At 52.5% G+C, this 23,835-nt stretch carries 26 protein-coding genes; 22 read left to right on the forward strand and 4 right to left on the reverse strand.

Annotation, left to right across the window (positions count from 1 at the left end; genetic code table 11):
- The first annotated feature begins 48 nt into the window (after positions 1-48).
- The 7 genes from ACO0LG_RS17065 (at position 49) to ACO0LG_RS17095 (ending at position 8,065) form a co-directional block, all read left to right on the forward strand.
- Positions 49-735, forward strand: a complete 687-nt coding sequence (locus ACO0LG_RS17065; protein WP_423028453.1) for a hypothetical protein — start codon at positions 49-51, stop codon at positions 733-735.
- 371 nt (positions 736-1,106) lie between these two features.
- On the forward strand, positions 1,107-3,773 hold the full coding sequence (locus ACO0LG_RS17070) for a hypothetical protein (protein WP_423028455.1): 2,667 nt from the start codon (positions 1,107-1,109) through the stop codon (positions 3,771-3,773).
- Between the two features lie 103 nt (positions 3,774-3,876).
- Positions 3,877-4,347, forward strand: a complete 471-nt coding sequence (locus ACO0LG_RS17075) for a DUF6794 domain-containing protein (RefSeq protein ID WP_423028457.1) — start codon at positions 3,877-3,879, stop codon at positions 4,345-4,347.
- A 123-nt stretch (positions 4,348-4,470) separates the two neighbouring features.
- Entirely contained in the window at positions 4,471-4,680 is a 210-nt protein-coding gene (locus ACO0LG_RS17080; RefSeq protein WP_423028459.1) for a hypothetical protein, read from the forward strand.
- A 132-nt stretch (positions 4,681-4,812) separates the two neighbouring features.
- Positions 4,813-5,133, forward strand: coding sequence for a hypothetical protein (locus ACO0LG_RS17085; RefSeq protein WP_423028461.1), 321 nt, complete (start codon positions 4,813-4,815; stop codon positions 5,131-5,133).
- Between the two features lie 204 nt (positions 5,134-5,337).
- Positions 5,338-7,095 (forward strand): patatin-like phospholipase family protein, encoded by a 1,758-nt coding sequence (locus tag ACO0LG_RS17090; protein ID WP_423028463.1) that lies wholly within the window; start codon positions 5,338-5,340, stop codon positions 7,093-7,095.
- Between the two features lie 133 nt (positions 7,096-7,228).
- Positions 7,229-8,065 (forward strand): hypothetical protein, encoded by an 837-nt coding sequence (locus ACO0LG_RS17095; RefSeq protein WP_423028464.1) that lies wholly within the window; start codon positions 7,229-7,231, stop codon positions 8,063-8,065.
- 14 nt (positions 8,066-8,079) lie between these two features.
- Here ACO0LG_RS17095 and ACO0LG_RS17100 read toward each other — a convergent pair whose 3' ends face one another.
- Genes ACO0LG_RS17100 through ACO0LG_RS17115 form a run of 4 tightly spaced genes read right to left on the reverse strand, consistent with a single transcriptional unit; the run spans position 8,080 to position 10,317 of the window.
- Positions 8,080-8,694: a DUF2946 family protein gene (locus ACO0LG_RS17100; protein ID WP_423028466.1), complete on the reverse strand. Its 615-nt coding sequence runs from the start codon at positions 8,692-8,694 to the stop codon at positions 8,080-8,082.
- Positions 8,694-9,650 carry a YheT family hydrolase gene (locus ACO0LG_RS17105; RefSeq protein WP_423028468.1) on the reverse strand — a complete coding sequence of 319 codons (957 nt, stop codon included), beginning with the start codon at positions 9,648-9,650 and terminating at the stop codon, positions 8,694-8,696. Before ACO0LG_RS17105 ends, ACO0LG_RS17100 begins: the two co-directional genes overlap by 1 nt.
- A 10-nt stretch (positions 9,651-9,660) precedes the next feature.
- Positions 9,661-10,092: a YybH family protein gene (locus ACO0LG_RS17110; protein WP_423028470.1), complete on the reverse strand. Its 432-nt coding sequence runs from the start codon at positions 10,090-10,092 to the stop codon at positions 9,661-9,663.
- A 15-nt stretch (positions 10,093-10,107) separates the two neighbouring features.
- Entirely contained in the window at positions 10,108-10,317 is a 210-nt protein-coding gene (locus ACO0LG_RS17115; RefSeq protein ID WP_423028472.1) for a zinc-finger domain-containing protein, read from the reverse strand.
- A gap of 519 nt (positions 10,318-10,836) precedes the next feature.
- On the opposite strand from ACO0LG_RS17115, the gene ACO0LG_RS17120 reads away from it, so the two are divergent.
- From ACO0LG_RS17120 to ACO0LG_RS17190, 15 genes are all read left to right on the forward strand, one after another.
- The gene (locus ACO0LG_RS17120; RefSeq protein ID WP_423028474.1) at positions 10,837-11,574 is read left to right on the forward strand and encodes an AzlC family ABC transporter permease; all 738 of its coding nucleotides are present in this window, start codon (positions 10,837-10,839) and stop codon (positions 11,572-11,574) included.
- Positions 11,571-11,894 (forward strand): AzlD domain-containing protein, encoded by a 324-nt coding sequence (locus ACO0LG_RS17125; RefSeq protein ID WP_423028476.1) that lies wholly within the window; start codon positions 11,571-11,573, stop codon positions 11,892-11,894. Before ACO0LG_RS17120 ends, ACO0LG_RS17125 begins: the two co-directional genes overlap by 4 nt.
- Positions 11,895-12,417: 523 nt before the next feature.
- Positions 12,418-13,611, forward strand: a complete 1,194-nt coding sequence (locus ACO0LG_RS17130) for a phosphoglycerate kinase (RefSeq protein WP_423028478.1) — start codon at positions 12,418-12,420, stop codon at positions 13,609-13,611.
- Positions 13,612-13,807: 196 nt separating this feature from the next.
- Positions 13,808-15,241 (forward strand): pyruvate kinase, encoded by a 1,434-nt coding sequence (gene pyk, locus ACO0LG_RS17135; protein WP_423028480.1) that lies wholly within the window; start codon positions 13,808-13,810, stop codon positions 15,239-15,241.
- Between the two features lie 27 nt (positions 15,242-15,268).
- Positions 15,269-16,333 carry a class II fructose-bisphosphate aldolase gene (gene fba / locus ACO0LG_RS17140; protein ID WP_423028482.1) on the forward strand — a complete coding sequence of 355 codons (1,065 nt, stop codon included), beginning with the start codon at positions 15,269-15,271 and terminating at the stop codon, positions 16,331-16,333.
- Between the two features lie 261 nt (positions 16,334-16,594).
- Positions 16,595-17,491: a phosphoribosylaminoimidazolesuccinocarboxamide synthase gene (locus tag ACO0LG_RS17145; RefSeq protein WP_423028484.1), complete on the forward strand. Its 897-nt coding sequence runs from the start codon at positions 16,595-16,597 to the stop codon at positions 17,489-17,491.
- Positions 17,492-17,493: 2 nt separating this feature from the next.
- Entirely contained in the window at positions 17,494-17,991 is a 498-nt protein-coding gene (gene purE / locus ACO0LG_RS17150; RefSeq protein WP_423028486.1) for a 5-(carboxyamino)imidazole ribonucleotide mutase, read from the forward strand.
- 282 nt (positions 17,992-18,273) lie between these two features.
- Positions 18,274-19,494 (forward strand): 5-(carboxyamino)imidazole ribonucleotide synthase, encoded by a 1,221-nt coding sequence (locus tag ACO0LG_RS17155; RefSeq protein ID WP_423028488.1) that lies wholly within the window; start codon positions 18,274-18,276, stop codon positions 19,492-19,494.
- Positions 19,491-20,525: an L-threonylcarbamoyladenylate synthase gene (locus ACO0LG_RS17160; RefSeq protein ID WP_423028490.1), complete on the forward strand. Its 1,035-nt coding sequence runs from the start codon at positions 19,491-19,493 to the stop codon at positions 20,523-20,525. The genes ACO0LG_RS17155 and ACO0LG_RS17160 overlap by 4 nt, the downstream gene beginning before the upstream one ends.
- A gap of 75 nt (positions 20,526-20,600) precedes the next feature.
- On the forward strand, positions 20,601-21,089 hold the full coding sequence (locus ACO0LG_RS17165; RefSeq protein ID WP_423028492.1) for a hypothetical protein: 489 nt from the start codon (positions 20,601-20,603) through the stop codon (positions 21,087-21,089).
- A gap of 296 nt (positions 21,090-21,385) precedes the next feature.
- Positions 21,386-21,859: a hypothetical protein gene (locus ACO0LG_RS17170; protein ID WP_423028494.1), complete on the forward strand. Its 474-nt coding sequence runs from the start codon at positions 21,386-21,388 to the stop codon at positions 21,857-21,859.
- Positions 21,860-21,950: 91 nt separating this feature from the next.
- A complete protein-coding gene (locus ACO0LG_RS17175) occupies positions 21,951-22,439 on the forward strand; it encodes a rod shape-determining protein (RefSeq protein ID WP_423028496.1) in 489 nt (162 codons plus the stop codon).
- 301 nt (positions 22,440-22,740) lie between these two features.
- Positions 22,741-22,884 (forward strand): hypothetical protein, encoded by a 144-nt coding sequence (locus tag ACO0LG_RS17180; RefSeq protein ID WP_423028498.1) that lies wholly within the window; start codon positions 22,741-22,743, stop codon positions 22,882-22,884.
- Between the two features lie 76 nt (positions 22,885-22,960).
- Positions 22,961-23,248, forward strand: coding sequence for a barstar family protein (locus ACO0LG_RS17185; RefSeq protein WP_423028500.1), 288 nt, complete (start codon positions 22,961-22,963; stop codon positions 23,246-23,248).
- 178 nt (positions 23,249-23,426) lie between these two features.
- Complete coding sequence (locus ACO0LG_RS17190) at positions 23,427-23,732, forward strand: hypothetical protein (protein WP_423028502.1); 306 nt, start codon at positions 23,427-23,429, stop codon at positions 23,730-23,732.
- The last annotated feature ends 103 nt before the right edge of the window (positions 23,733-23,835 follow it).

Below are 23,835 nucleotides of genomic sequence, written 5' to 3' on the forward strand. Positions count from 1 at the left end.
TAGGGGGCACGCGTCGTCGATGCAGTCCAGACCAGATAAATAAATCAAGTGCAAACAAACGAAACATCAACTGAACTGCTGAAAAAACAGCAGGCAGAAAAAATCCGTCTGCTGGAAGAGCGGGTAATCGCCGCTGGCAAAATTGCAGAAGAGAGACTGGCCCGTCCGCGTGAAGAATGGTCATTCAAGTTCATGGACAGAAAGCCTATGACCAGTAGGCAAAAGTACCTATTCGCACTGTCGTGCCTGGGCCTTGCCTGTTTGCTCTACGGGTTTAATTTGAGTGACAATTTTATTTTTGCAGGCGAGCATTTTTATGCGACGACCTTACCCTGGGTCGTTGCAGTGGTGGTGTTTCCCTTCGTGCTTTACGGATGTTATGACCGTACGCATCAGGCGAATATCGCTGATCGCTATCCATCGCCAGTGTTGCGTCAATTGGTCTTTATACCTCTCATGGCCTGTGTCCTGACTTTCATTATCTTGCGCAGCCCTATCGTCTTGTCGGCCCTGGCAGGCTGGGCATTCAATAGCGAGGTGATCGTTGTAGAGGCTACCGTAAGTTCTTTAGGGCGCCTGAAACCCAAGCTGGGCATGTGTGATCAAACCCTGCGGGTGGGGGCTCCAGAGTTTGCCGCCACCATCTGCATGGAGCAACCATCGTTGGCCGCCAGCCTGTTCCTGGTGACCGGGTTGTGGTCAAAGGGCGTCGCTCTGTACTCGGCATTTATATAGATGAGATCGCGGTGAGGTGAATGGTGCATGCATCTTGCCAGCATGACGATAGCTATGACGATCGCGCGTGAAAAAAAACGTAATAAAGACCTGGATTTGGGCGAGTATTAACTTTTAAAAAAGATGGTGCCAAGCTGTAATAGCTTCATTTATAATACGTGGCAAACGTGATAGCTACCTTGCCTGTCGGTCTATATTTTTTTAAACCATTCATTCCCCACATGTGAAATAAAAAATGAAAATCTGAAGCCACCCTTTGCAGGACTGGTTTCATCCCGGAAGTGCCTGAGCAGTCTGTTTGCGTGTGCGTTTGCACTGTGAATCCTGTTCGTGGGCGCACACCATTCCCTGGATTTTTATTTTGTGTTCACATGTCATCAAGCAAACCTGTCAAAGACAGGGCAGCCGTTCAGCCGCCTGCCCTGCAAACTGTCAAATCCATTTTAATCAGCCTGCTGCGTCAACCTCAGGGCATCGTTGCCTTGCTCAGTGATGAAGTCGATGGTGTGGTGCAGCCTGCTTTGCGGCAGGTGGAGCTCACTGCGCTGGATGCGCGCCTGTTTCCTCAGTCGGCCAGCTTGCTGGCGGACTGGCATAGTCTACAAACTGCCAGCGACTTGCGCAGTGTCTGGCCTGCTTTTTGGCGGGTGTTCTGGATGACAGTGCCTGATGCTGGCAATGTCAGCGTGGTGGCGCTACCGCAAACCGTGGTGCCCAGGAAGCCGGTGGCGACTGCTGCCCACCCGCGTGCTTTTCGCGGTACCAAATACCAGCCGCCAAAGCCAGCGCAGCCTGCGCTTGATTTGTGTCACTGGCTGGCAGATGCACGTTTGCTGGATGCTTTCATTGCGAGCCATGATTTTGCCACCTTGCCTGCGTTGAATGCGCAGGGACAGGTGATGTCGCTGCCTGCCGGGTTTATGCCCAGCAGTGCCACCCTGTATTGGCATCACTGGAACAGGCCAGCACAAGAATTGCCCGTTTTGCCAGAAGCGTTTCGCCGCTGCTTGCTGTGGCAATTGCGTGCATGCAGCGCAGACTTGCAACTGGCCTGGCTGCAAATATGGCATCAGTGCAGCAGCCAGCATACAGATGACATTGCACGTTCGCAAAAACTGGCCGCACTGGCCCGCCTGTGTGCCATGAATACGGATAATACGCACGCGGCACAACTCACTTTGCTCTTGCCAGAAAACCGGCAAACTATTTTCCTGGCTGTAGTGATGCGGGAAGTGCGGGGGAGTTTGTCGTCTCAACAGATGACGGCTGACCAGCTCATGCGCCTGCATGATTTGTCAGGGTACGATGCACGCTTTGAGTTATATTTGCGCAAAACTCTGTGCAACCTGAGCAGACAAGTGAATGTTGAATATAGCTTGACAGGTTGCCTGTTTTTTGAAATGAGTGGGGCGACTGATTTACGTTATTCTGGCCTGACAGTCTTCCATGGCTGTAAGGAAGAAGTCGCCGACATCATCAACCTGGCCTGTGAACGTGCAGGGGTACGCATGCATCTGTCGCTGTGGCGCTCATGCGGTGAGCTGCCAGGGCTGGCTTCACTGATGCGCAAAACCTGCTGGCATGAAATGACTGCACAGACTGCTGACACACTGATCAGTGTAATCTGTCTGTTCAAATGGATGGATGATGATGCTGATAAATTGCGTAAATGGCGCGAATACATGAAGGTGTATCCTCGCTTTCATGCGCTACTGATACAGCATCAGGCCGAGCCGCAGGAAAAGCTTGCCTCACTCTGGTACTTGTTGACTGAGCGCTTTGACACGCAGGCTGCAGGCAGCCTGAAAGCAGTTGTTGAGGATGCATTGCCGCTGATGGCAATGCTGAGCCAGGAGCCTTATTCCTGCCATATCACTTACGGCTGTGCGCTGACGAACCTGATCAATTATTTGCCCGCAGAAATGCGCATCGGCTTGCGCGATTTGAGTGGAGAATTCTGGTCTTTGTTTGAACGTGCCTGCTGCCGTGAAGACAACACCCGACTGCTTGCTTTTGGTATTTTCGCCATGGCTGAATGGGCTCCGGCCTTGATCTGGCAGGGTATGCAGTTGGCAGCGCCACGATTGTTTCATACCCTGTCTCTGCTTGGCAGTCTCCATTATGAGCGCAGGCTGCAATTCATGCGCGGGCAAATATTGGAAGAATATCTGGTCTGTGACTGGGCTGCACTGGCCCCGCTAGCAGCTTGTCAGAAAATCCTGAGTTTGAGTGAACAGTACGAACTGGATAGCCCTTTGCCACGTCGCTTGCGCCTTTACATCGAAAACGAGATAGTCCTGACTGACACGCAGGTGCAAAGACATTGTGCTCTCACGCTCAAGCGTTTGCCAGCATTTCGCCTCCGGGTAATGGAGCAGGCTATCTGGCAAGACATGGATAGGGCACTGCAATTACGCGGGCAAGTTCCGTCTGCTGCCCATGCGCTGCGCCTGCTGGCAGGGCTGGATAGAGATCCCAGGTATAACCGCAAGGGTTTGCAGAGTTTCCTGCGACAGGTAAAGGCTGGCAAGCCAGATTCATATAGCCATCATCCTCTCAATCTGGCCTGGCATGCTGCTCATCCACTTGTTGACAAAGCTTGCTGGGAAGCTGGTTTGCACAAAGACATCAAGGTGGATGGCAAAAGCTTGCGACTGGCTTTTGAGCAGGATCCGTTTGAAATTCTCAAACTGGGTACCTATGCCGGGTCTTGTTTGTCCATAGGTGGCTTTTGCAGTTACTCGGCGGTTGCTTGCCTGCTCGATGCCAACAAGCGGGTTATTTATGCCCGCAATGAAGAGGGCAGGGTGATTGCCAGACAGTTGGTGGCGATTGACGAAAAAGACAGGTTGTTTTGTTGTGAGATATATCCATCTCAATGCTCACCCTCGATGCAGGCAGCATTCAAATCCTATGATTACGAATTGGCAGCTATGTTGGGTATAGAAATATATCGAGAAGAAGAGGGTAGCAACTATGAGGTCATCACCATCCTTGCGCAGAACTGGTGGGACGATGGCCCTAGGCAAGAAGAATGATTGTCAAAACGCAAGTAATTTCCTTTATTTCATGTATGATGCCTGTTTAGTACTTTTAACATTTTTTAATACTTTTGAATTGGCATTTTTTGACGGGGACTATATGAGCATTACACGATCTGGCATTTGTTCTGGCTTTGCTGCTGTCATCATGATCTGCGCCAATGTGGCGTGGGCGCAGTCTGCACCTGTTCCGGCACCTACCGCGGCAACTGATCCAGCCAGCGCCAGCGGTCCTGCCGCTACTTGCGCCACGCCAGGCAAAAATGGTTACGACAAACAATGCAAGCGCTACCCGGATGCTGATACCTGGCCAACGACTTGTGAACAGGCGGCGACCAACATATTGGCCAGGCTGGATGAAGCCAGCAAGCAGCGTACGCGGGATTCAACGTATGAAAATCTGATTCAGTTCCACAACGGATGGGGCATGGGGATACGCAATACGACTGGCCTGTGGCGTGGCAATGTGGCCCTGACTGATTCTTGTATGGCACTCGATAATGACGGTGATCGCCACCCTGACCATATTTCCATGATCATCATCCAGCAAATCTGGAAGAAGCTGCATTAAGCACCAGTTTAAGCAGTCACGCGGTTGGCCAGGGAATGAGAATTGTAATTAAGGTGATGCAAGATTTGCTTTGATGATTGCCCTGCCAGCAGCTAGCATGGCGCTTGCACAAAAAAAATGTGCATGACAGCAGCCATCAAAGAACTTCCAGAAATTTTTATTGCCGTCGATGTTGAGGCAGATGGCCCTATACCTGGCCCCTACAGCATGATCTCTTTGGGCATGGCGGTGGCAGGGCATCCTGAACTAGCGTTTTATACTGAACTCAACCCTATTCCCACCGAGTTTGATCCCGCTGCACTGGCTGTCCTGGCCTCGACAGGCAGAACCTGATAGACAGTGCGCCAGAGGCCGCAGTGGTTATGCGCCGCTTACGACTGGGTGAATTCTTTGCGCGAGATAGGCAGGCCCGTGTTTCTCGCTGCACCAGCAGTATGGGATAGCATGTTTGTGCACTGATAGTTGATGCGCTTTGTCGGCGCCAGCCCTGTTGGCTCTACAGGCCCAGGCGTGGATTTGCGTAGCTACTGGATGGGGCTCACAGGTTGCGAATGGGTGGAAAGCCGCAAGGGCAAGATCAAATTTGCGCTCAAACGCGAAGGCTTGCCGCATACCCACCATGCTGGCGACGATGCGGCAGAGCTGGCCCAGGCGTTTAATGCGGTGCTGAAGAGACAGCCGTGCTGCGGCGTTCCAAGGCAGCCAGCAGTAAGCATGTGGCGATCAGTAGGGAATATGCATGTACCCAATTGTGAAGACATGCAACACCCATCTTTAATAAAGTGACTTTTACACAAGCAAATGCTATCTTGTATTTGTTTTGTTTGTAAAATGTCATCTCCCTGAAAAAACAGGCATTGACAGTCAAGCCTGTTGCTATGCCTGTATTTGCCCTTGAAGCTGGCTTGCTGTCTTTAGGGCGCGTCATGCCTGTTTCCAGATAGAGATACTTGTTAGCTGAACGCCGAGCTGATCTTCCAGGAGTGCAATTTGTCCGATACGACTTTTTCAATTTCCGGAGATCCGGAGGTAGCCAGGATATTCCCGCTGACGCAGCCTGCGCCTGCTCCGCATACCTTCGAGCTGGCCCTGGTGCTGGGTGGCACGGTGTCGGCAGGTTGTTATACAGCCGGCGTGCTGGATTTTCTGGTTGAGTCACTGGATGCCTGGGCGGCGGCGATAGCGCAGGATGATATCGATCACCCCGGTGCACCGACCGTGCCGCGCCATAAGGTGTTGATCAGGGTGGTCACTGGCACGTCTGGTGGCGGCGTTAATGCGGTGCTGTTGTCGCGTGCGCTGAGTTATCTCTATCCACCAGCCGGCATGCAGGCCTCGCCCGAGCTCAGGGCAAAAAACCCGTTCTACCAGATCTGGGTAAATGCCATTTCTATTGAAGGCTTGCTGGCAAACGATGATCTTGCCGGGGCGACGACGATTACTTCATTATTGTCTGGCAAGCCACTCGCTGCCGCGGCAGCCAGCGGTACTTCATTTGACAGCGGGCATACTGCCGCACGGCAGTATGTGGCCAACCCTTTGCCGGTGATACTGACATATACAAATGTCGCCGGTATCCCTTACAAGCAGATGTTTTCTGGCCAGACTGGCCGGGCCGAATATTTTGTCAACCATGCTGACTATGTGCGCTTTGGCATTGATATTCTAGGGGCCTTGCCAACGCCGCAATATCCTTTGTCGCCAGACACGTTTGAAGTTGGCAATGATGCAGAGGACATGCTGGCCTGGTCTGGCATGTCCAGTTTTGCGCTGGGTACGGCGGCGTTTCCTGTGGGTTTGCCTGCGGTACAGTTGGCAAGGCCAGCCGGGCATTATGCCTACCGCTATATCTTGCCCAATACTGGCCAGGGCACATACAGCCCGCAATGGCTAAGGCCTGAATGGTCGCTGTTTGTACAGCCGGATAGCGATCCGGGCAGCAAATATGCCTTTGTTTCGCTTGATGGTGGTTGTACCGACAATGCACCGATAGGTCTGGCACATGATGTCTTGTCTGGCATAGCGCCAACGCGCGTCACCAATGGTAGTGATGTCAACCGTGCCATCGTGCTGATAGACCCATTTACCGATGTGCCCAATTTTGCTGCCTTGCCCAAGGCAGATTTGATGAGTGTGCTGTTCCCCACGATTAATTGCCTGATCCAGAATAATCGCTTCAACTCGGCAGATCTGGCTGCTTTTACTGATGGCAGTGACTTTAGCCGCTTTTTGATCACACCCAGTCGCAAGAATGCGAAAGGTGATGCCTTGACAGGGGGCGATGCAATTGCCTCGTCTGGCCTGGCGGCTTTTTTGGGATTCTTTTCCAAACAATATCGCGAACATGACTACATGCTGGGCCGCAGGAATTGCCAGGCGTTTTTAAAATCCTGGTTTACGCTGGAGCCGGATAATGTCGTGTTCAATGCGCTTAAACCTTCGGCGGTAGAATCCCCGCCCAACAGTGGCAAATTTGAGATTCCCATCATTCCCCTGTATGGCTCAGCCTTACCCGAACAGTCGTCGCCCGAGATACCTGGCAAGTTTGATCCTGCCAGCCTGGAAGACCAGATAGAGGCGAGGGCAGACAATTTGATGCGGGTGGCTGCCAATGTTGATAGCGCTGGCTGGTTGGCGCGGCAGGCATACAAAGTGGTGATAGGCATAGCGAGCAGCAAGGCTACAGACAAGGTGATCAAACTGGTGCAAGCAGCGATACAGGCATCAAAACTGCTCAATCCCAAATGAATTGAGATCATACGACAAGGCGTGGTGCACCATGCGCCAGCGCTGTCAGCAATGGTCATTCACAGTTAACACCAGTCAGTACGAGTTAGCACCAGTCAGCAAAAGTCAGCAAAATCGAGAAAAGGAATTCATCATGTTTGGTAGCCAGGTATTGGAAACGGCCATCGGTATTGCCCTGTTTTTTCTTGCGGTATCGCTGTTCGTGACCGCATTGCAGGAGTTCATTGCCACTGTCTTGAAGCTCAGGGCAAATACGCTCTCTTCTGGCATTGATGAACTGCTGGAGCAAAAAAAGAATCTTGACCCCGTCATACAGGCGATCGTCAATCATCCGCGGGTATCACCGCTGGATGGCAAGCGCTCTTATATTTCATCGACCAGTTTTGCTGCAGCCACCATTCATGTACTGGGTGGTGCCGGGGACGCCAGCAAAGACGCTTTCAACCGTCTCGACATTGCTGTTGATAATCTGCCCGCCGGGAATTTTAAAAGCGTGCTGCAACTGGCTGTCAGCCGCGCACAAGGTGATGTCACCAAGGTAGAGCAGGACGTTGCCAACTGGTTTGATGAATCCATGGACCGTCTGTCTGGTCGCTACAAGCGCTATGCCAGTTATCTGAGCCTGGGCCTGGGAGCCTTGCTGGCCGTGGGCATGAAGCTCGACGCTTTTGCCGTGGGCAGAGCCTTGTGGGTCAGCCCTGTGCTGAGGGATCAGGCTGCCGCGGCTGCCGCAGCAGCCATAGAAAAAGGCGCAACGACGACACCGGCCATCACTGCTGATGTGCTCGCCATGTTTGGCTTTCAAAGTTTCTTCGCCGGTTTCCCTTGCGGCATGGCACTACTGGGTTGCCTGGTCACCGCATTTGCCGTCAGCCTCGGTGCACCGTTCTGGTTTGATTTCTTGCAAAGCGTCGTCAAGATCAATGTGCGCGGTACTGGCGATAAACCGGCAAAGGCGGATGGGAGCTAAGTGAGTGATCATTCTTAAGTTGATGAAGGAGCACGCGGCTTTTGCACAAAACCAAATTCCCGCATCAATTGCCCCTCTTCACAGCGCTGCACTTCCACGCGTAAGTCAGGCATGCCGGGTGGGCGTAATTGCAATTCGCCCGGTGTACTGGCATCTTCCAGCCACTGCAATAGCTCTTCATCACTGACTGACTGCGCGCCCAGTGTCAGCCAGGGCAGGCACAGTGCCAGGTCGCGGTCATCAAGCTGCGCCAGGATATTGCCGCTGCTGAGTTGCAGCCGGCCTTGCGGGTCGAGGAAGGCCAGTTCAGGTGTGAAGGCTTGTTCACCATGTTGCAGGGAAAAGTTGCCATCTGCCGTGGTGTTGGCGATATAAGGGGTGGCTTCCAGATCGACATACACGCGCTGCGGGCCATTCTGAAAATACCAGCAACCCTCTTCATTGCATAAATAATTGCGGGTGATGAAAGCCAGCAGGGCGGCATTGCGTATGGGGTCACCCGGCAGGTTAAAGGCCTGGCTGCGCTCGTCGCGCATGCGCCAGTTGCCGCGTGCATCGAGTGCCAGCCAGCCATAGCAATGCGGTACATTCGGCCACTTGGCCATGGCTGCCTTGACGATGTCATCCATCAGCTATTCGCCTCAAAAAATTGCAGTATCTTTTGCGGTAACCAGTTCAAATTGCCGGGTATGCTGCCCGCAGCAAAACCGACATGGCCGCCATGCTCGGGATAATCCAGCGTCACGCATCTGGCCGCTTGCATGGGCAAATGCTGTGCGGGCAGGAAAGGGTCATTTCTGGCATTGAGCACCAAAGTAGGCACAGTGATGTCATTCAGTATCAGCTTGGCGCTGGCCCTGTGCCAGTAATCATCGGTATCGAGATAGCCATGCAGGGGCGCGGTGACGACATTGTCGAACTCGTACAAGTCGCGCGCCTCAAGCATGGCAGTTTTATTGAACAGACCGGGAAATTGCTCCAGCTTTTTCAGGCACTTGGGTTTCAGTGTCTTTAAAAACATGCGGGTATAGATCATGTTGAAGCCGCTCGACAGCGAAGCGCCACCCTGGGCCAGATCCAGCGGGGCAGAAACGGCGCAGGCCGCATTGACGATTTCTGCATGATGCTGCGATTCACCCAGCCAGCGCAAGAGAGCATTGCCACCGAGGGAAACACCCGCCGCATAAAACTTGCCACCATCATGACGGTGATGGAATTGCTGGTACAGGCGTTCTATGATCCAGTCTATCTCTTGCGCATCGCCAGAATGATAAAAGCGCGGTGCCTGATTGAGCTCGCCCGAGCATCCCCGAAAATGCGGTATCGCGCCCGACCAGCCTTTGTCAGCAAGGGCCGCCATCATCGCGCGCGCATAATGGCTGTCGCTGGAGCCTTCCAGACCATGGAACATCACCACAAAGGGTTTGCCCGGCTCACCATCAAGAAAATCGATATCGACAAAGTCATTATCCGGCGCAATCCAGCGTTCACGCCGGAGGGCCGTGTGCGGCTTGTTGATAAACAGGGCCGGGTAAATCGTTTGCAGGTGGCCACCGGGTAACCAGCGAGGGGAGAGGTATTTCATGCAAAGTTCATCAATGCAGGATGCTGGCCTTGAACATGTCCAGAGGCGGCTTGCCAGACGCGACCGAGGCATGGTGCATGGTGATGCGCCAGCCACGCGGCGTCTTGACATACACATTGGTGGCCAGGATATGTACATCCTGGCTACCATCGCTGGGGCGCTGGAATTCTTCGACGATGCTATGGACCGCTGTCAGCATATTGTGGGTCGCATGCAACTGCAAAGGCCGTATCTGCACACTGCCGCGTTCGAAGATCGCTTCCCAGGAGCTGCGTATGGCCGCATGGCCTATCAGTCTGGCTGCACCGGGGTGGATGCAGACTATCTCTTCATCCTCAGCCCACAGGGCCATCATGCCATCCAGGTCGGCACGGCTGAGTGCATCATAAAAGGCTGCCTCAACTTCGTCGGCACTGCCATTCAACTGTTTTTTAGCGGCCATGATGGGGGCGGTGGTTTAGTGGGCTTTGAGCACGACGCCGGCTGCCAGCTTATATTGCGTGCCACAGTAAGAGCAAGTGGCGGCGCCGCCATGCGACAGATCGAGGTAAACACGCGGGTGCGAAGACCACAACGGCATGGCCGGATTAGGGCAATGCGCAGGCAAATCGGTGGCTTGCAGTTCGACGATGTTATTGGTTGTGGCTGTGCTGGCTGTGCTGGACATGGGGACTCCGTAAATAAAAATGGTGCTGGAAGCAGGTGCGCACAGGCTGGCGACGCTGGTTTGCTCCCGAATTAAACATTGCCAACAGGATTTTAACGGATTATGGGGTGGCTGGGGGTATTCGTGCTGGTGGCTGGTGATGGTGTGTAGCCGGTGATTTGGCACGACGTGGCAAAAATCGTAGGTTGGGCTACGCCTCATCAGCCCAACACGGGGCCGCTGCAAACGTGTACGGTATTTATCCGCCGAGTGTTGGGCTGATAAAACGTAGCCCAACCTGCGGAACTGAAACCCATCCCCACCCTGACCCGTCCACCGCGCAGCTTGCAAGCCGCTTAGATGTCGTCGGCGCAAAGCATGCTTTGCGAAACCCCGACAACATCCCCTTGAAGAGGAGGGGGCTTACACGGCATTTATGTTTGCATCTTATTTGCCAACTTGCTCACAAAATCAGCACTGTCGGCAAGCTTTTTGTTTCCAAGTTACAATAATGCACTTTCCCGCTCTATCTACACTCTCATGTCATTTGAATCAGACAAGGCCGCGATCAAGGAAGGTTTGAGAGTAGGAGCACCCACCTGGTTTGGCATAGGTGCCTGGGGAATGGTGGTTGGCATAGCCATGATCAAGGCTGGCCTGACGCTGCCACAAGCACTGGGCATGACCCTGCTGGTATTTGCCGGATCTGCCCAACTCGCTTCACTCCCCCTGATTGCCGCACATGCACCAGTCTGGGTGATTTTTGCCACGGCACTGGTCGTGAACCTGCGGTTTTTGATTTTTTCTGCCATTCTCGCTCCCCATTTTGCGCACCTGCCCTGGCGTACCCGCGCCTGGCTGGGTTTTATGACAGGCGACATTTCTGTCAGCCTGTTCATACAGCGTTATCCTGAATTTATTGAAGAAAAAGGCAAGCTGGCTTACCTCAAATCCCTGGTCTTTCCAAATTGGGGCGCCTGGCAAACGGGCTCTGTCATTGGCATCTTGCTAGGCAGCCAGGTGCCGAGCAGCTGGGGGCTGGGCTTTGCCGGCACGCTGGCGATCCTGTGTATCATGCTACCCCTGATCATCAACCGCGCTGCCTTTGCCGGTGTCGTTGTGGCTGGCATCGTCGCCTTGCTTGCGGTCAATCTGCCCTACAAACTCGGCCTCTTGCTGGCTGTGTTGCTCGGCATGGGCACGGCCATGATGCTGGAAGAATATCTGGATGGTAAAAAAGAACTGGCGACCGACAAGAACAAAGAGGAGCAAGCATGAGCGACTGGGAAATCTGGCTCGTCATCGGCCTGCTGACTCTGGCCACCTTCATTGCCCGCAGTGGCTTTTGGCTGGTGGGGCATCACATCAACCTGCCCAAGCGGGTGCAGGAAGCTCTGCGCTACGCCCCCGCCTGCGCTTTAGCAGCGATCATCGTGCCTGACCTGTTGCTGACCAATGGTCAGGTCGAAGTGGGTTTGCAAAACCCGCGTTTGCTGGCGGGCTTGTTGGCAACAGTCTTCTTTTTGGTGCGCAAGAATATGTTGCAGACGATATTTTTTGGGATGGCGGTGTTTACTTATATTCGGCTGGGCTTGTGATCTAGGGTCAGAGCCTGGTCGTGAGCTGGACATCACACGGATGGCACATATCGAAGCCTGAATTGATAATAAAACTGTTTTCTTAGCTACGTCATTTCAGCGTGTTTTAAGCTGGAATGACGTAACTATGGGCGGTAGCTGTGCTGGCGTGTAACAGCTTCGGCTGTGGCATTTGTTTGATGCATAAAAATCAAACAAACGTCTTTGGCACAGCAAATTGGCCGAAAAAGCAACAAAAGCACGAACGTACTGATTGCCCATCAAACCTCGTCCATGCACAATCAAACCCGCTCGCCATCCCCAAGCCCACGTAATTCCATCATATAAATACCAATTTATTATTAAATTTCACATTAAACGCGCAAAACCCGCGCAAAACCGTATGGTCTGCAAGCGGGCTTTGGTAAAATAGCGGGCTGAGAACTTATGCAGTAAATATGCATTAAATTTACTGGCGGAATTCATTTGCCCGGCTCTCGCAGGCAAATGCGCCAGCCTTCAACCTTGCCAACTCCATATCACGATGCAATTCAACCGACTCAGTGACCTGATCGCAGCAAAGCAGCTCCAGGGCAAACGTGTTTTCATCCGCGCCGATTTGAACGTTCCCCAGGACGATAACGGTAATATTACCGAAGATACCCGTATCCGAGCCTCGGTGCCTGCGATACAGCAGGCTTTGCAGGCAGGTGCTGCCGTGATGGTGACCTCGCATCTGGGTCGTCCGACTGAAGGTGAATTCAAGGCAGAAGATACACTGGCACCAGTTGCCAAACGCTTGTCTGAATTGCTGGGCGTGAATGTAGAACTCAAGCAAAACTGGGTGGATGGTGTGGATGTGGCGCCAGGGCAGGTCGTCTTGCTGGAAAACTGCCGCGTCAACAAAGGTGAAAAGAAAAACGACGACGCACTGGCACAAAAAATGGCAGCCCTGTGCGATGTGTATGTGAATGACGCCTTTGGCACTGCCCACCGTGCAGAAGCAACTACCCATGGCATCGCCAAGTTTGCTCCCATTGCCTGTGCTGGCCCCCTGTTGTCTGCCGAGCTCGATGCGCTGGGCAAGGCGCTGGGTCATCCTGCGCGCCCGCTGGTGGCGATTGTTGCCGGTTCCAAGGTGTCGAGCAAACTGACTATTTTGAAATCGCTGGCAGACAAGGTTGATAACCTCATTGTTGGTGGCGGTATTGCGAATACCTTCATGCTGGCATCTGGCCTCAAGATAGGCAAATCACTGGCAGAAGCTGATCTGGTGGAAGAGGCCAAGGCCATCATCGACATGATGGCCCAGCGCGGTGCATCCGTGCCTATCCCAACTGATGTGGTCTGCGCCAAGGAATTTTCGCCAACCGCCGTGGCAACTGTCAAGGCAGTGGCAGATGTGCAGGACGACGACATGATCCTCGACATCGGCCCGACGACAGCAGCACTGCTGGCAGAGCAAATCAAAAAAGCTGGCACAATAGTCTGGAACGGCCCGGTAGGCGTGTTTGAATTTGACCAGTTCGGCAACGGTACCAAGGTGCTGGCGCAGGCGATTGCCGATTCAGCAGGCTTCTCCATCGCTGGTGGTGGGGATACTTTGGCGGCGATTGCCAAGTACAACATCGCAGATAAGATTGGTTATATCTCCACAGGCGGCGGCGCCTTCCTCGAATTTTTGGAAGGCAAAACCCTGCCAGCAGTAGAAATTTTGTTGCAACGCGCGGTTAAATAATAAAAAACCACTAACCACAGAGACACCGAGACACAGAGAAAAACAAGAGAAAATCTTTGCAAGAATGAAGGTCTGTGATGACTGTTTTAATACTCGCCTTTCTCTGTGTTCCTCTGTGTTCCTCGGTGTCTCTGTGGTGAGTTTTTTGGTTTTTACTTAGCAAACATCTACATATAAATTATATTCAGGAGACCAGATGTCACGTGCCACCAAGATTGTTGCCACCATAGGCCCCGCTTCCAATGACCTGGCTACGCTCAAGCGTATGATAGAAGCCGGTGTCAGTGTGGTCAGGTTGAATTTTTCGCATGGCAAGGCGCAGGATCATATAGACCGGGCCACGATGGTGCGCCAGGCGGCAGCAGAGTGTGGCCGCGAAATCGCCATCATGGCTGATTTGCAGGGCCCTAAAATCCGTATCGGCAAGTTTGAAAATTCCCGTATCCAGCTGGAAAACGGCGACAAGTTCATCCTTGATGCAGACTGCACCATGGGTACGCAAGAGCGCGTCGGCCTGGATTACAAAGCGCTGCCGCGTGATGTCAGAAATGGTGACCTGTTGTTGCTCAATGATGGCCTGATCGTGCTTGTCGTTGAAAAAATCATCGGCAATGAAATTCATACCATTACCAAGATCGGTGGCGAGCTCTCCAATAACAAGGGCATCAACCGCCAGGGCGGTGGCCTGACTGCACCGGCACTGACGGGCAAGGACATGGAAGACATCAAGACAGCCATGTCTTTCCAGGCGGATTACATCGCGGTGTCTTTCCCAAAAAATGCCACTGACATGGAAATGGCAAGGCAGTTGTCTAATATCGCTGGTGAACCGTACAACCACAAGCCGATGATGATCGCCAAGATCGAACGTGCTGAAGCCATTCCGCTGTTGCAAGAAATTCTCGATGCCTCTGATGGCATCATGGTTGCCCGTGGTGACCTGGCGGTAGAAGTTGGCAATGCGGCCGTGCCAGCGCTGCAAAAACGCATGATCAAGATGGCCCGTGCTTCCAACAAGCTGGCCATTACTGCCACGCAGATGATGGAATCCATGATCGTCAACGCCGTGCCTACCCGCGCTGAAGTATCAGACGTCGCCAATGCCGTGCTGGATGGTACAGATGCCGTCATGACATCGGCAGAAACTGCTTCTGGCAAATACCCGGTAGAAACCGTGGAAGCCATGTCGGCGATTTGTTTTGAGGCAGAAAAGTTCCAGGAAAACAAACTCGACGCTGATTTCCTGAACCTGACCTTTACCCGCATAGACCAGTCCATCGCCTATGGTGCCTTGTTCACGGCCCATCACCTGGGCGTCAAGGCTATTGTTGCGCTGACTGAATCGGGTTCCACTGTTTTATGGATGAGCCGCCACAGTGTTGATGTGCCTTTGTTTGCACTGACACCGAGCATCGCCACCCAACGTAAAGCCGCCTTGTACCGCAATGTGCAAACCTTCAACCTGCCTGATGCTCCTGACCGTGATGCCGCCCTGAAGCTGGCAGAAACCGTCTTGCTGCAAAACGGCGTTGTCCATCATGGCGACATGATCGTCGTCACCTGGGGTGAACCTATGGGGCAGGTTGGCGGGACCAATGCAATGAAAATTGTCAAGGTCGGCGAGAACTGATTTTTAATAAGCAATCTGGAGTTAATTATGCCACTCGTATCCATGCGTCAATTGCTGGACCATGCAGCCGAAAACGGTTACGGTCTGCCAGCTTTCAACGTCAACAACCTGGAGCAAGTCACCGCCATCATGCAGGCCGCCGATGAAGTTGGCGCGCCTGTCATCATGCAGGCTTCTGCCGGTGCTCGCAAATATGCTGGCGAAGCATTCTTGCGCCACCTGATCGAAGCCGCGGTAGAAGCCTACCCGCACATCCCCGTTGTCATGCACCAGGACCATGGCCAGTCGCCAGCAGTTTGCATGGCTGCGATCAAATCCGGTTTCACCTCGGTGATGATGGACGGTTCGCTGGAAGAAGACGGTAAGAGCGTCGCCAGCTATGAATACAATGTCGAAGTATCGCGTGAAGTGGTCAAGTTTGCCCACTCCATCGGCGTCACGGTAGAAGCAGAACTGGGTGTGCTCGGTTCTCTCGAAACCATGATGGGCGACAAGGAAGACGGCCACGGTGCCGACGGTAAAATGACGCGCGAACAATTGCTGACCGACGTACAGCAAGCTGCCGACTTCGTTAAGCAGACCCAGTGCGATGCATTGGCAATTGCGATTGGTACCTCCCACGGCGCCTACAAATTCTCCCGTAAGCCTACTGGCGACATTTTGGCAATCGACCGTATCAAGGAAATCCATCAGCGCATTCCAAATACACACTTGGTGATGCACGGTTCCTCTTCTGTACCGCAAGAACTGCTGGACGAAATCCGCCAGTTCGGTGGCGACATGAAAGAAACCTATGGCGTACCGGTGGAAGAAATCGTCATTGGCATCCAGAACGGCGTGCGCAAGATCAACATCGACACTGATATCCGTCTGGCAATGACAGGTGCGATTCGCCGCTACATGGTTGAAAACCCATCCAAGTTTGATCCACGCGATTACCTGAAGCCAGCGCGTGAAGCAGCGAAACTAGTCTGCAAGGCACGTTATCTGTCTTTCGGCTGCGAAGGTCAGGCAGGCAAGATCAAGCCTATGGCGTTGGACAAAGTGGCAGAGCAGTACAAGAAAGGCGCTTTGGCGCAGATCGTCAATTAAGAAGTAAGTTTGTTTCCTCATTCCGGTGTGAGCCGGAGTGAGGGAGTTCAGGGTTTAGACAAAATTGCTTTTGGTGGTAGTAATCTCGTAGGTTGGGCTACGCTTCATCAGCCCAACACTTGGCGTTTAAATAACGTATATGTTTGCTGAGGCCCAGTGTTGGGCTGGTAAACCGTAGCCCAACCTACAACGAGCCCAACGCTACCAACCCACCAACAATTCTGTGTAAACCCTATCCAGATAGAAATAAAGAAATCCCTCATGACTACGCAAATCAATTCCACTCTTCATTCCCTGCCTTTGCTGGGCCGTGGCAAGGTACGTGATAATTACGCTGTCGGCGACGACAAGCTGCTCATCGTCACCAGTGACCGCCTGTCCGCATTCGATGTCATCATGAATGAGCCCATCCCCGACAAAGGCCGCGTGCTGAACCAGATGGCGAATTTCTGGTTTGAAAAGCTGGGCCACATCGTGCCTAATCACCTGACAGGTGTTGCGCCAGAATCCGTCGTGTCAGCCGATGAAGTGGCGCAAGTCAAAGGCCGTGCAGTCGTGGCAAAACGCCTGAAACCCATCATGGTAGAAGCCGTGGTACGTGGCTATATCATTGGCTCAGGCTGGAAAGATTACCAGGACACAGGCGCGATCTGCGGCATACAATTGCCAGCAGGCTTGCCACAGGCAGCCAAGTTGCCAGCACCGATATTCACCCCGGCTGCCAAGGCAGAAATGGGCGAGCATGATGAAAACATCAGCTATGCAGAAACCGAACAACGCATAGGTGCAGAGCTGGCCGCCAAGATTCGTGACATCAGCATACAGCTCTACACCGAAGCCGCAGAATACGCCGCCACCCGTGGCATCATCATCGCCGACACCAAGTTTGAATTTGGCCTTGATGATAATAATGTCTTGCACCTGATGGATGAAGTGCTGACTGCCGATTCTTCCCGCTTCTGGCCTGCTGATTCTTATGCTACCGGCATTTCACCACCGTCTTTTGACAAACAGTTCGTGCGTGATTATCTCGAAACCATCACCAGCTGGAAAAAGACAGCACCAGCACCAGCCCTGCCGGATGACGTCGTGCAAAAAACTGCCGCCAAATACCGCGAAGCACTGGAACGCCTGACTGGCGAAAGCCTGAAGGACTGATGATGACTATTAAAGACAAAGTGATTGTCGGCGTCGTCATGGGTTCCTCCTCGGATTGGGACGTGATGCAAAACGCCGTTGCCATCCTGAAGGAATTTGGTATAGGCTTTGAAGCCAAGGTCGTCTCTGCCCACCGCATGCCCGATGAAATGTTCACCTATGCAGAAACCGCCCGTGAACGCGGCCTGCGCGCCATCATCGCCGGTGCTGGCGGTGCAGCCCACCTGCCAGGCATGATCGCTGCCAAGACCATCGTGCCGGTATTGGGTGTGCCCGTGCCATCCAAATACCTGCGTGGCGAAGACTCCTTGCTGTCCATCGTGCAAATGCCAAAAGGCATACCGGTGGCGACCTTTGCGATAGGCGAGGCAGGTGCAGCAAACGCCGCCCTTGCAGCGATTGCGATATTGGCGACGACCGATGATGCATTGGCTGCGAGGTTGATCGAGTTCCGTGAAAAGCAAACGCAAGTTGCACGCGATATGGTGTTGCCGGTGTGAGTGTGAATGATCGTAGATTGAGTTAGCTTCGTAGGTTGGGCTACGCCTTATCAGCCCAACACTTGGCGTTTGAATAACGTATGCATTTGTTGAGGCTCAGTGTTGGGCTGGTGAAGCGTAGCCTAGCGAGGCCCGGCCCAACCTACGGCATGGCCCAAACTACGTACACGGCCAATTAACGAAACTTGATATCGCAACCCGGATTTCTATTCACCTAAATATCCGTACCTCATTTGATTTGTACTATTGTGTACAAACGATCCCTAGTTTGAAATCACGACCATGACCACTCATCCACAGCCCACACAGCCCCGCCAGCCATTGTTACCCAACACCCCCGCCAGTTGCCTCGGCATCATGGGTGGTGGCCAACTGGGCCGCATGTTTATCCAGGCGGCACAAGCCATGGGTTATCAGGTGGCCGTGCTGGAACCTGAAGCAGGCTGCCCTGCCGCACAAGTGACAGGCCAGCATATCCAGGCTGGCTATGAAAACCACCCTGGTCTGATGGCGCTGGCCAAACTCAGCAAAGCTGTCACCACCGAATTTGAAAACGTCCCGGCAGAAAGCCTGAATCTGCTAGCGCAAACCAGCTTCGTGGCACCTGCCGCTGCCTGCGTCTCCATCGCGCAAGACCGCATCGCAGAAAAAAACTTCTTCACCCGCTGTGGCACGACTACCGGCGTTTACCCTGCACCGCACCTGGCTATCAATAGCCAGGACGACGTTGCCAAAGTCAGTGATGATCTCTTGCCCGGCATCTTGAAAACCGTGCGCATGGGCTATGACGGCAAAGGTCAGGCCCGTGTACGTGACCGCGCCGAACTTGCCGCTGCCTTCGCTGGCATGAACGGCCAGGTCTGCGTGCTGGAAAAAATGCTGCCACTGGCCTACGAAGTGTCCGTCCTTGTCGCCCGTGGTGTTGATGGCGAAGCGGTGGTTTATCCAATCGCAGAAAACGTCCACCGAGATGGCATCCTGTTCACCACCATCGCCCCCAGCACCCATGTGTCGGCAGATGTCGCCCGCAAGGCGCAAGCCGCCGCGTTGCACATCATTGCGGAGATGGGCTACGTCGGCGTGTTGTGCATAGAATTTTTTGTGCTCAAGGATGGCAACCTGGCTGTCAATGAAATGGCACCACGCCCGCACAATAGCGGCCATTACACGATTGATGCCTGCACCACCAGCCAGTTCCAGCAACAGGTCAGGGCACTGGCACAATTGCCGCTGGGCGATGTGCGCCAGCATTCGCCAGCCGCCATGCTCAATATCCTCGGTGATGTCTGGTATGAAGGCGACACTGATAACATGCGCGAGCCTGCGTGGGATCAGGTGCTGGCTATCCCAGGTGCGCACCTGCATCTGTACGGCAAGGCAGAAGCCCGCCGCGCCCGCAAGATGGGCCACATCAGCTTCGTTGCACCGACGATGGCAGAAGCACAGGCCAACCTCGGCAAAGCCTGCACCATCCTTGGCATCGCAGCACCGGAGTGGGCATGAGGTCACAAGCCAGTACACCAGAGGCAATTGCAGCAGCAGCGCTAGCACTGGAAAGTGGCCAACTGGTCGCCTTCCCAACCGAGACCGTGTATGGACTCGGTGCTGATGCCGAAAACCCGGTCGCCGTTGCCAACATCTACACCGCCAAGGGCAGGCCATCGAATCATCCGGTGATTGTCCACGTTGCCCCCGGTGCTGACATCAGCTACTGGGCCAAGGACATCCCGGCAGAAGCGCATAAGCTCATCGCCGCCTTCTGGCCCGGCCCGCTGACCCTGATCTTGAAACGTGCTGACCATATCCCCGATGCCGTTTCAGGCGGGCAAGACACGGTAGGCATACGCTGCCCATCGCACCCCGTGGCACAAGAACTCTTGCGCGCCTTCAAGGGAGGCAAGGGCGGTGTCGCTGCACCGTCGGCCAATAAATTCGGCCACGTCAGCCCGACCATGGCTGCGCACGTAGAAGAAGAATTCGAGCAAGAGATACAGCCCGGCGGCCTCATCGCCAGCATACTCGACGGTGGCCAGAGTGATGTCGGCATAGAATCCACCATCGTCGATCTCAGCCGCCTCGCCACCCACGGCCCCGTGCTGCTACGCCCCGGCCATATTACGGTCGCCCAAATGGCCGCCGTGCTGGGTGTAATACCCGCAGCTCCAGACGCCGCCGCCCCCCGCGCATCCGGCACGCTGGACGCTCACTACGCACCACATACACCAGTGATCCTGGTCGAAGCCGCCGAACTCGACGACACCGTCAACCGCCTGCACGCCAAAAACAAAAAGCTCGCCCTCATGAGCTACCAGGCCCACCCTGCTATCCAGGCCGAAGCATGGCGCCACTTGCCCGCCGATCCGGTAGGCTATGCCCACGACCTGTACGCCGGCCTGCGCGAACTTGATCATGCCCATGCAGATCTGATTCTGGTAGAGGCCCTGCCACAGGACAAAGACTGGCAAGGCGTGAACGACCGTTTGCGCCGCGCGGCATTTGATTCGCGGGATGTGTTAAAGGGAATGCTGGGGTAGGGGGCGCTAGTTTACTTTGACAGACTTGCATCTCATTCCAACAATGATAAAACGGCCAAAGCACAAAAGTAAACCATGGGACTGGACGAAGCGCTACGATTGAAAAAATGGATGTCCTTTTCCAGGATTGGAGAAAGCGCGGAAGCAATTTCCGGCGGTTTTTTTAGTCGGGGGACAAACCTTTATGTCGGGACCCAAGCTTATAATAAAAATCTGGAAAGAGATGACCCGCTGGCCCCATTCATTACTGGCGTATATTGGGCTACATCCGTCGCAGCCATGAAATGGGCATATCTGGATAGTGATTTGCCAGCGACCTCAGATACTTCTCTGGCTACTCCCCCGCAAGAACTTCTGCTGGGGACTTCTGGCACCTATTCTGAACTGCAGCATCAGATTCCTAAAAGTGGAAATAGAATTTTTGAACGGGTCGAGTATTCGAATAAAGGTTTATTTTTATTTAAAGAGCTTAACATCGATGGTTTTAAGTACCTATTCTTTGAAAATAAAAATAAACCAAAAGAGCGAGTCTCAGTTATTAGTTTTTCCTTGCAAACTGGATAGGCGCAGGAAAATGATGCATCCCTACAGCGATGTGTAGATATGGCCCAGATTTATACTAATCCGTAGGGGCGGCTTTAGCCGCAAATTTTTGTGCTGCGAGTCCAAGTGTGCTTGCTCATACGGGTAATATATTCGAAATTCAAAGACTATTTGAGTTTCAACTTTTCAGTTGATAAGTTTCAGTTGATAAGTTTCAGTTGTTCAACATGTTCAGTGAGAAAGCAAAGTATTCCATAAATTGGGCATATTACAGCTTTGCAAAAATCATCTCCTGACAAATCAGTCTCTAACAAAACATGAACAATACTGCCCTCTTAAATGAAATTGCATCTTCATTCCAAGTAGTGCCTATGCCGTCCAAGGGGGCACTCTCGATTCACCAGCGTGATTGCCCGCAATGCGCTTACTTGAGGAGTTATCTGGAAGAACAACGAGACCGGAAGATTACTGGGGATGTTATCCGTTATCTGCATAATGAGTTGAGTTGCTTATCGACTGCCGGATTAAAATGGATACTTCCCCACTATCTTGAATTCTGTCTGACGCCGGAAGCAGAGTACAGCAAGCTGGAAACAGAGTTCTTGATTTACCATCTTGGGCCGGAGTTGAAATTCCAACATGAGGCGAAAGCGCAGCTTTCTTGTTTGCATCAAAAACAGATTGACTGTCTTGTGCACTTTCTGGAATGGTGTGAAATTCATCCCAGTTGGAGTGAATATTGTCCTGACGATATACAAAGAGCCTTGAATTTTATGCGCACATTGCTTTGACGCTTCGTCATTCAATGATCAAATGTCTCTACTCTGGAGTGCATTTACTTGCGCTCTGGTACGCTTCTCCAGTCCTGAAAGTAAATTTCCTATGTTCGACTCCTTCAAGCAATTTATCTATGTCCAGATTTCTCCTGATCGCTTAAGCGTGAAGAATATCAAATCGGGAGAGTGCATTTCAGAAGTGCCGGAACTGGCGATCAGTGCGTCACCTGATCAAAAGATACTGGGTGTTGGTGCTGCGGCGCGGTCTTCGATAGTGGGAAAAGCCGGTGCCGTTGTGCTTAAGCCCTTTGCTCATCCGCGCTCACTTGTATCTGATTTTACCGTGGCACAGCAACTCATCAAGGCCTTTGTTAAGCGTGTCAAGTCCAGCTCTGCCATGGCGATGAATCCCATCATCATCTTCCACCCACTCGGCAATCCTGATGGCGGTTTTACCCAGGTAGAGAGCCGCGCATTTCGTGAGTTGGCGTTCGGGGCTGGTGCATACAAAGTCATACTCTGGTACGGCGATGAACTGACTGATCAGGAAATATTGTCCGGCCAGTACCCCGCCCATGGGCGTGTTATTGAGTGATTTTGTTGGTGCAGCAGAGCCTGTGCTTGCCAATGAAGCTCAGTCGCTACATCCTGTTTTTATGTTTTAGTGTTTATCTAGCGCCTACTTGGCAGGAAATATTATGTAAATGAGCGACGGAAAACGTAAAAAAAAAGACCATGAAAAAATAATCGAATTAGCCAGACAACGTTTTATTACATTGGTAGTTGGTGATTATCCCGAGGATACCGCCAGTAGATTGTCGGTTGGCATTTAAATTCCTAGAGCACGAAGTAAACCTATTATTACAATCGTAAAAGTAAGCCTCTTGCCGCCACCCTTGCCTAAGCCTTTCACTGCGGATGGCTATATGATTGATTATTACAAGGGGACAATTGATTTGTGCCACCTGAATGTGAATGAAGTAACTGAAGAGGTCGAAGTGACGATATTGCATGAAGTGCCCTGGTTGAAACTCACGTAGATACACCAGGTAGCCCGCGCTGGTTTGATTTCATCAGGTCGCTAGATAGCAAACTAGATAGCAATAAGAGGAAAACATGATTATTGAACTGTATGGCGAGAGTCTTGGGAGTGAGGGTGATTTTCACGAGGCACTGGCAAATGCACTGGACCTGTCAGAATTTTACGGTAGAAATCTGGATGCCTTGTGGGATGTATTGAGTATAGATGTAGAGCGACCACTTCAGCTTGTTTGGATTAATTCGGAAAAATCCAAACAAGCAATGGGAGCACGCTTTGATCAAATTGTGAAGATTCTACGCAGGGTTGAACAATACGATCTTGAGGCCAAGTACAAGAATCGCTTTGAGTTGGCTCTCAAATAATCAACCTGCCTGCGCCTGTCAAGCGTGCTGAGCCGCGGTGTCGCGGCTAAACTGACAAGGCCCGCAGGTATCTGCGCTTACTCGCCTGTTAGCACTTCTATTGATGGAGATATGAGATTTGACAGCAGATGAGAATGAAAGTCACAACGCGTGCACTAAAAATCAAAAGGCGTACATCATGTTTGGCAATCCAGTCAGCGAGGAGTGGGATTGCGTCACTACATTTGAGATATGCCCCTATGTCATGCCGGACTTTACCAAGGTGACAGTTTTTGATTTGCAAAAGAAGAGAGGCCGTGAAGTAGCTTTGCCAAATGGCGAAACTATAGACATAGATATTATCTTCAATGCAGAGCGTAAGCATTTCACCCTCGAAATAATGCAGGGCAAGAAACAGTTTTTGCTTGTTCTTTGTGATGTCATGGTCACTGCAATTTTCTATACTCTGAGCAGGGCTGCCGTAAATATTCAAATTGCCGATTGAAAAAGGAATGGTCGAGCACGACAGAATTGATCAAGCCTTGCAAATGCCATTAATGAATTCAAGCAAGTTGAACCTGCCATCACTCTATGCTTGTACATGTAAA

Origin of the sequence: Undibacterium sp. Ji42W, from assembly GCF_049340405.1 — a bacterium.
GTDB lineage: Bacteria > Pseudomonadota > Gammaproteobacteria > Burkholderiales > Burkholderiaceae_D > Undibacterium.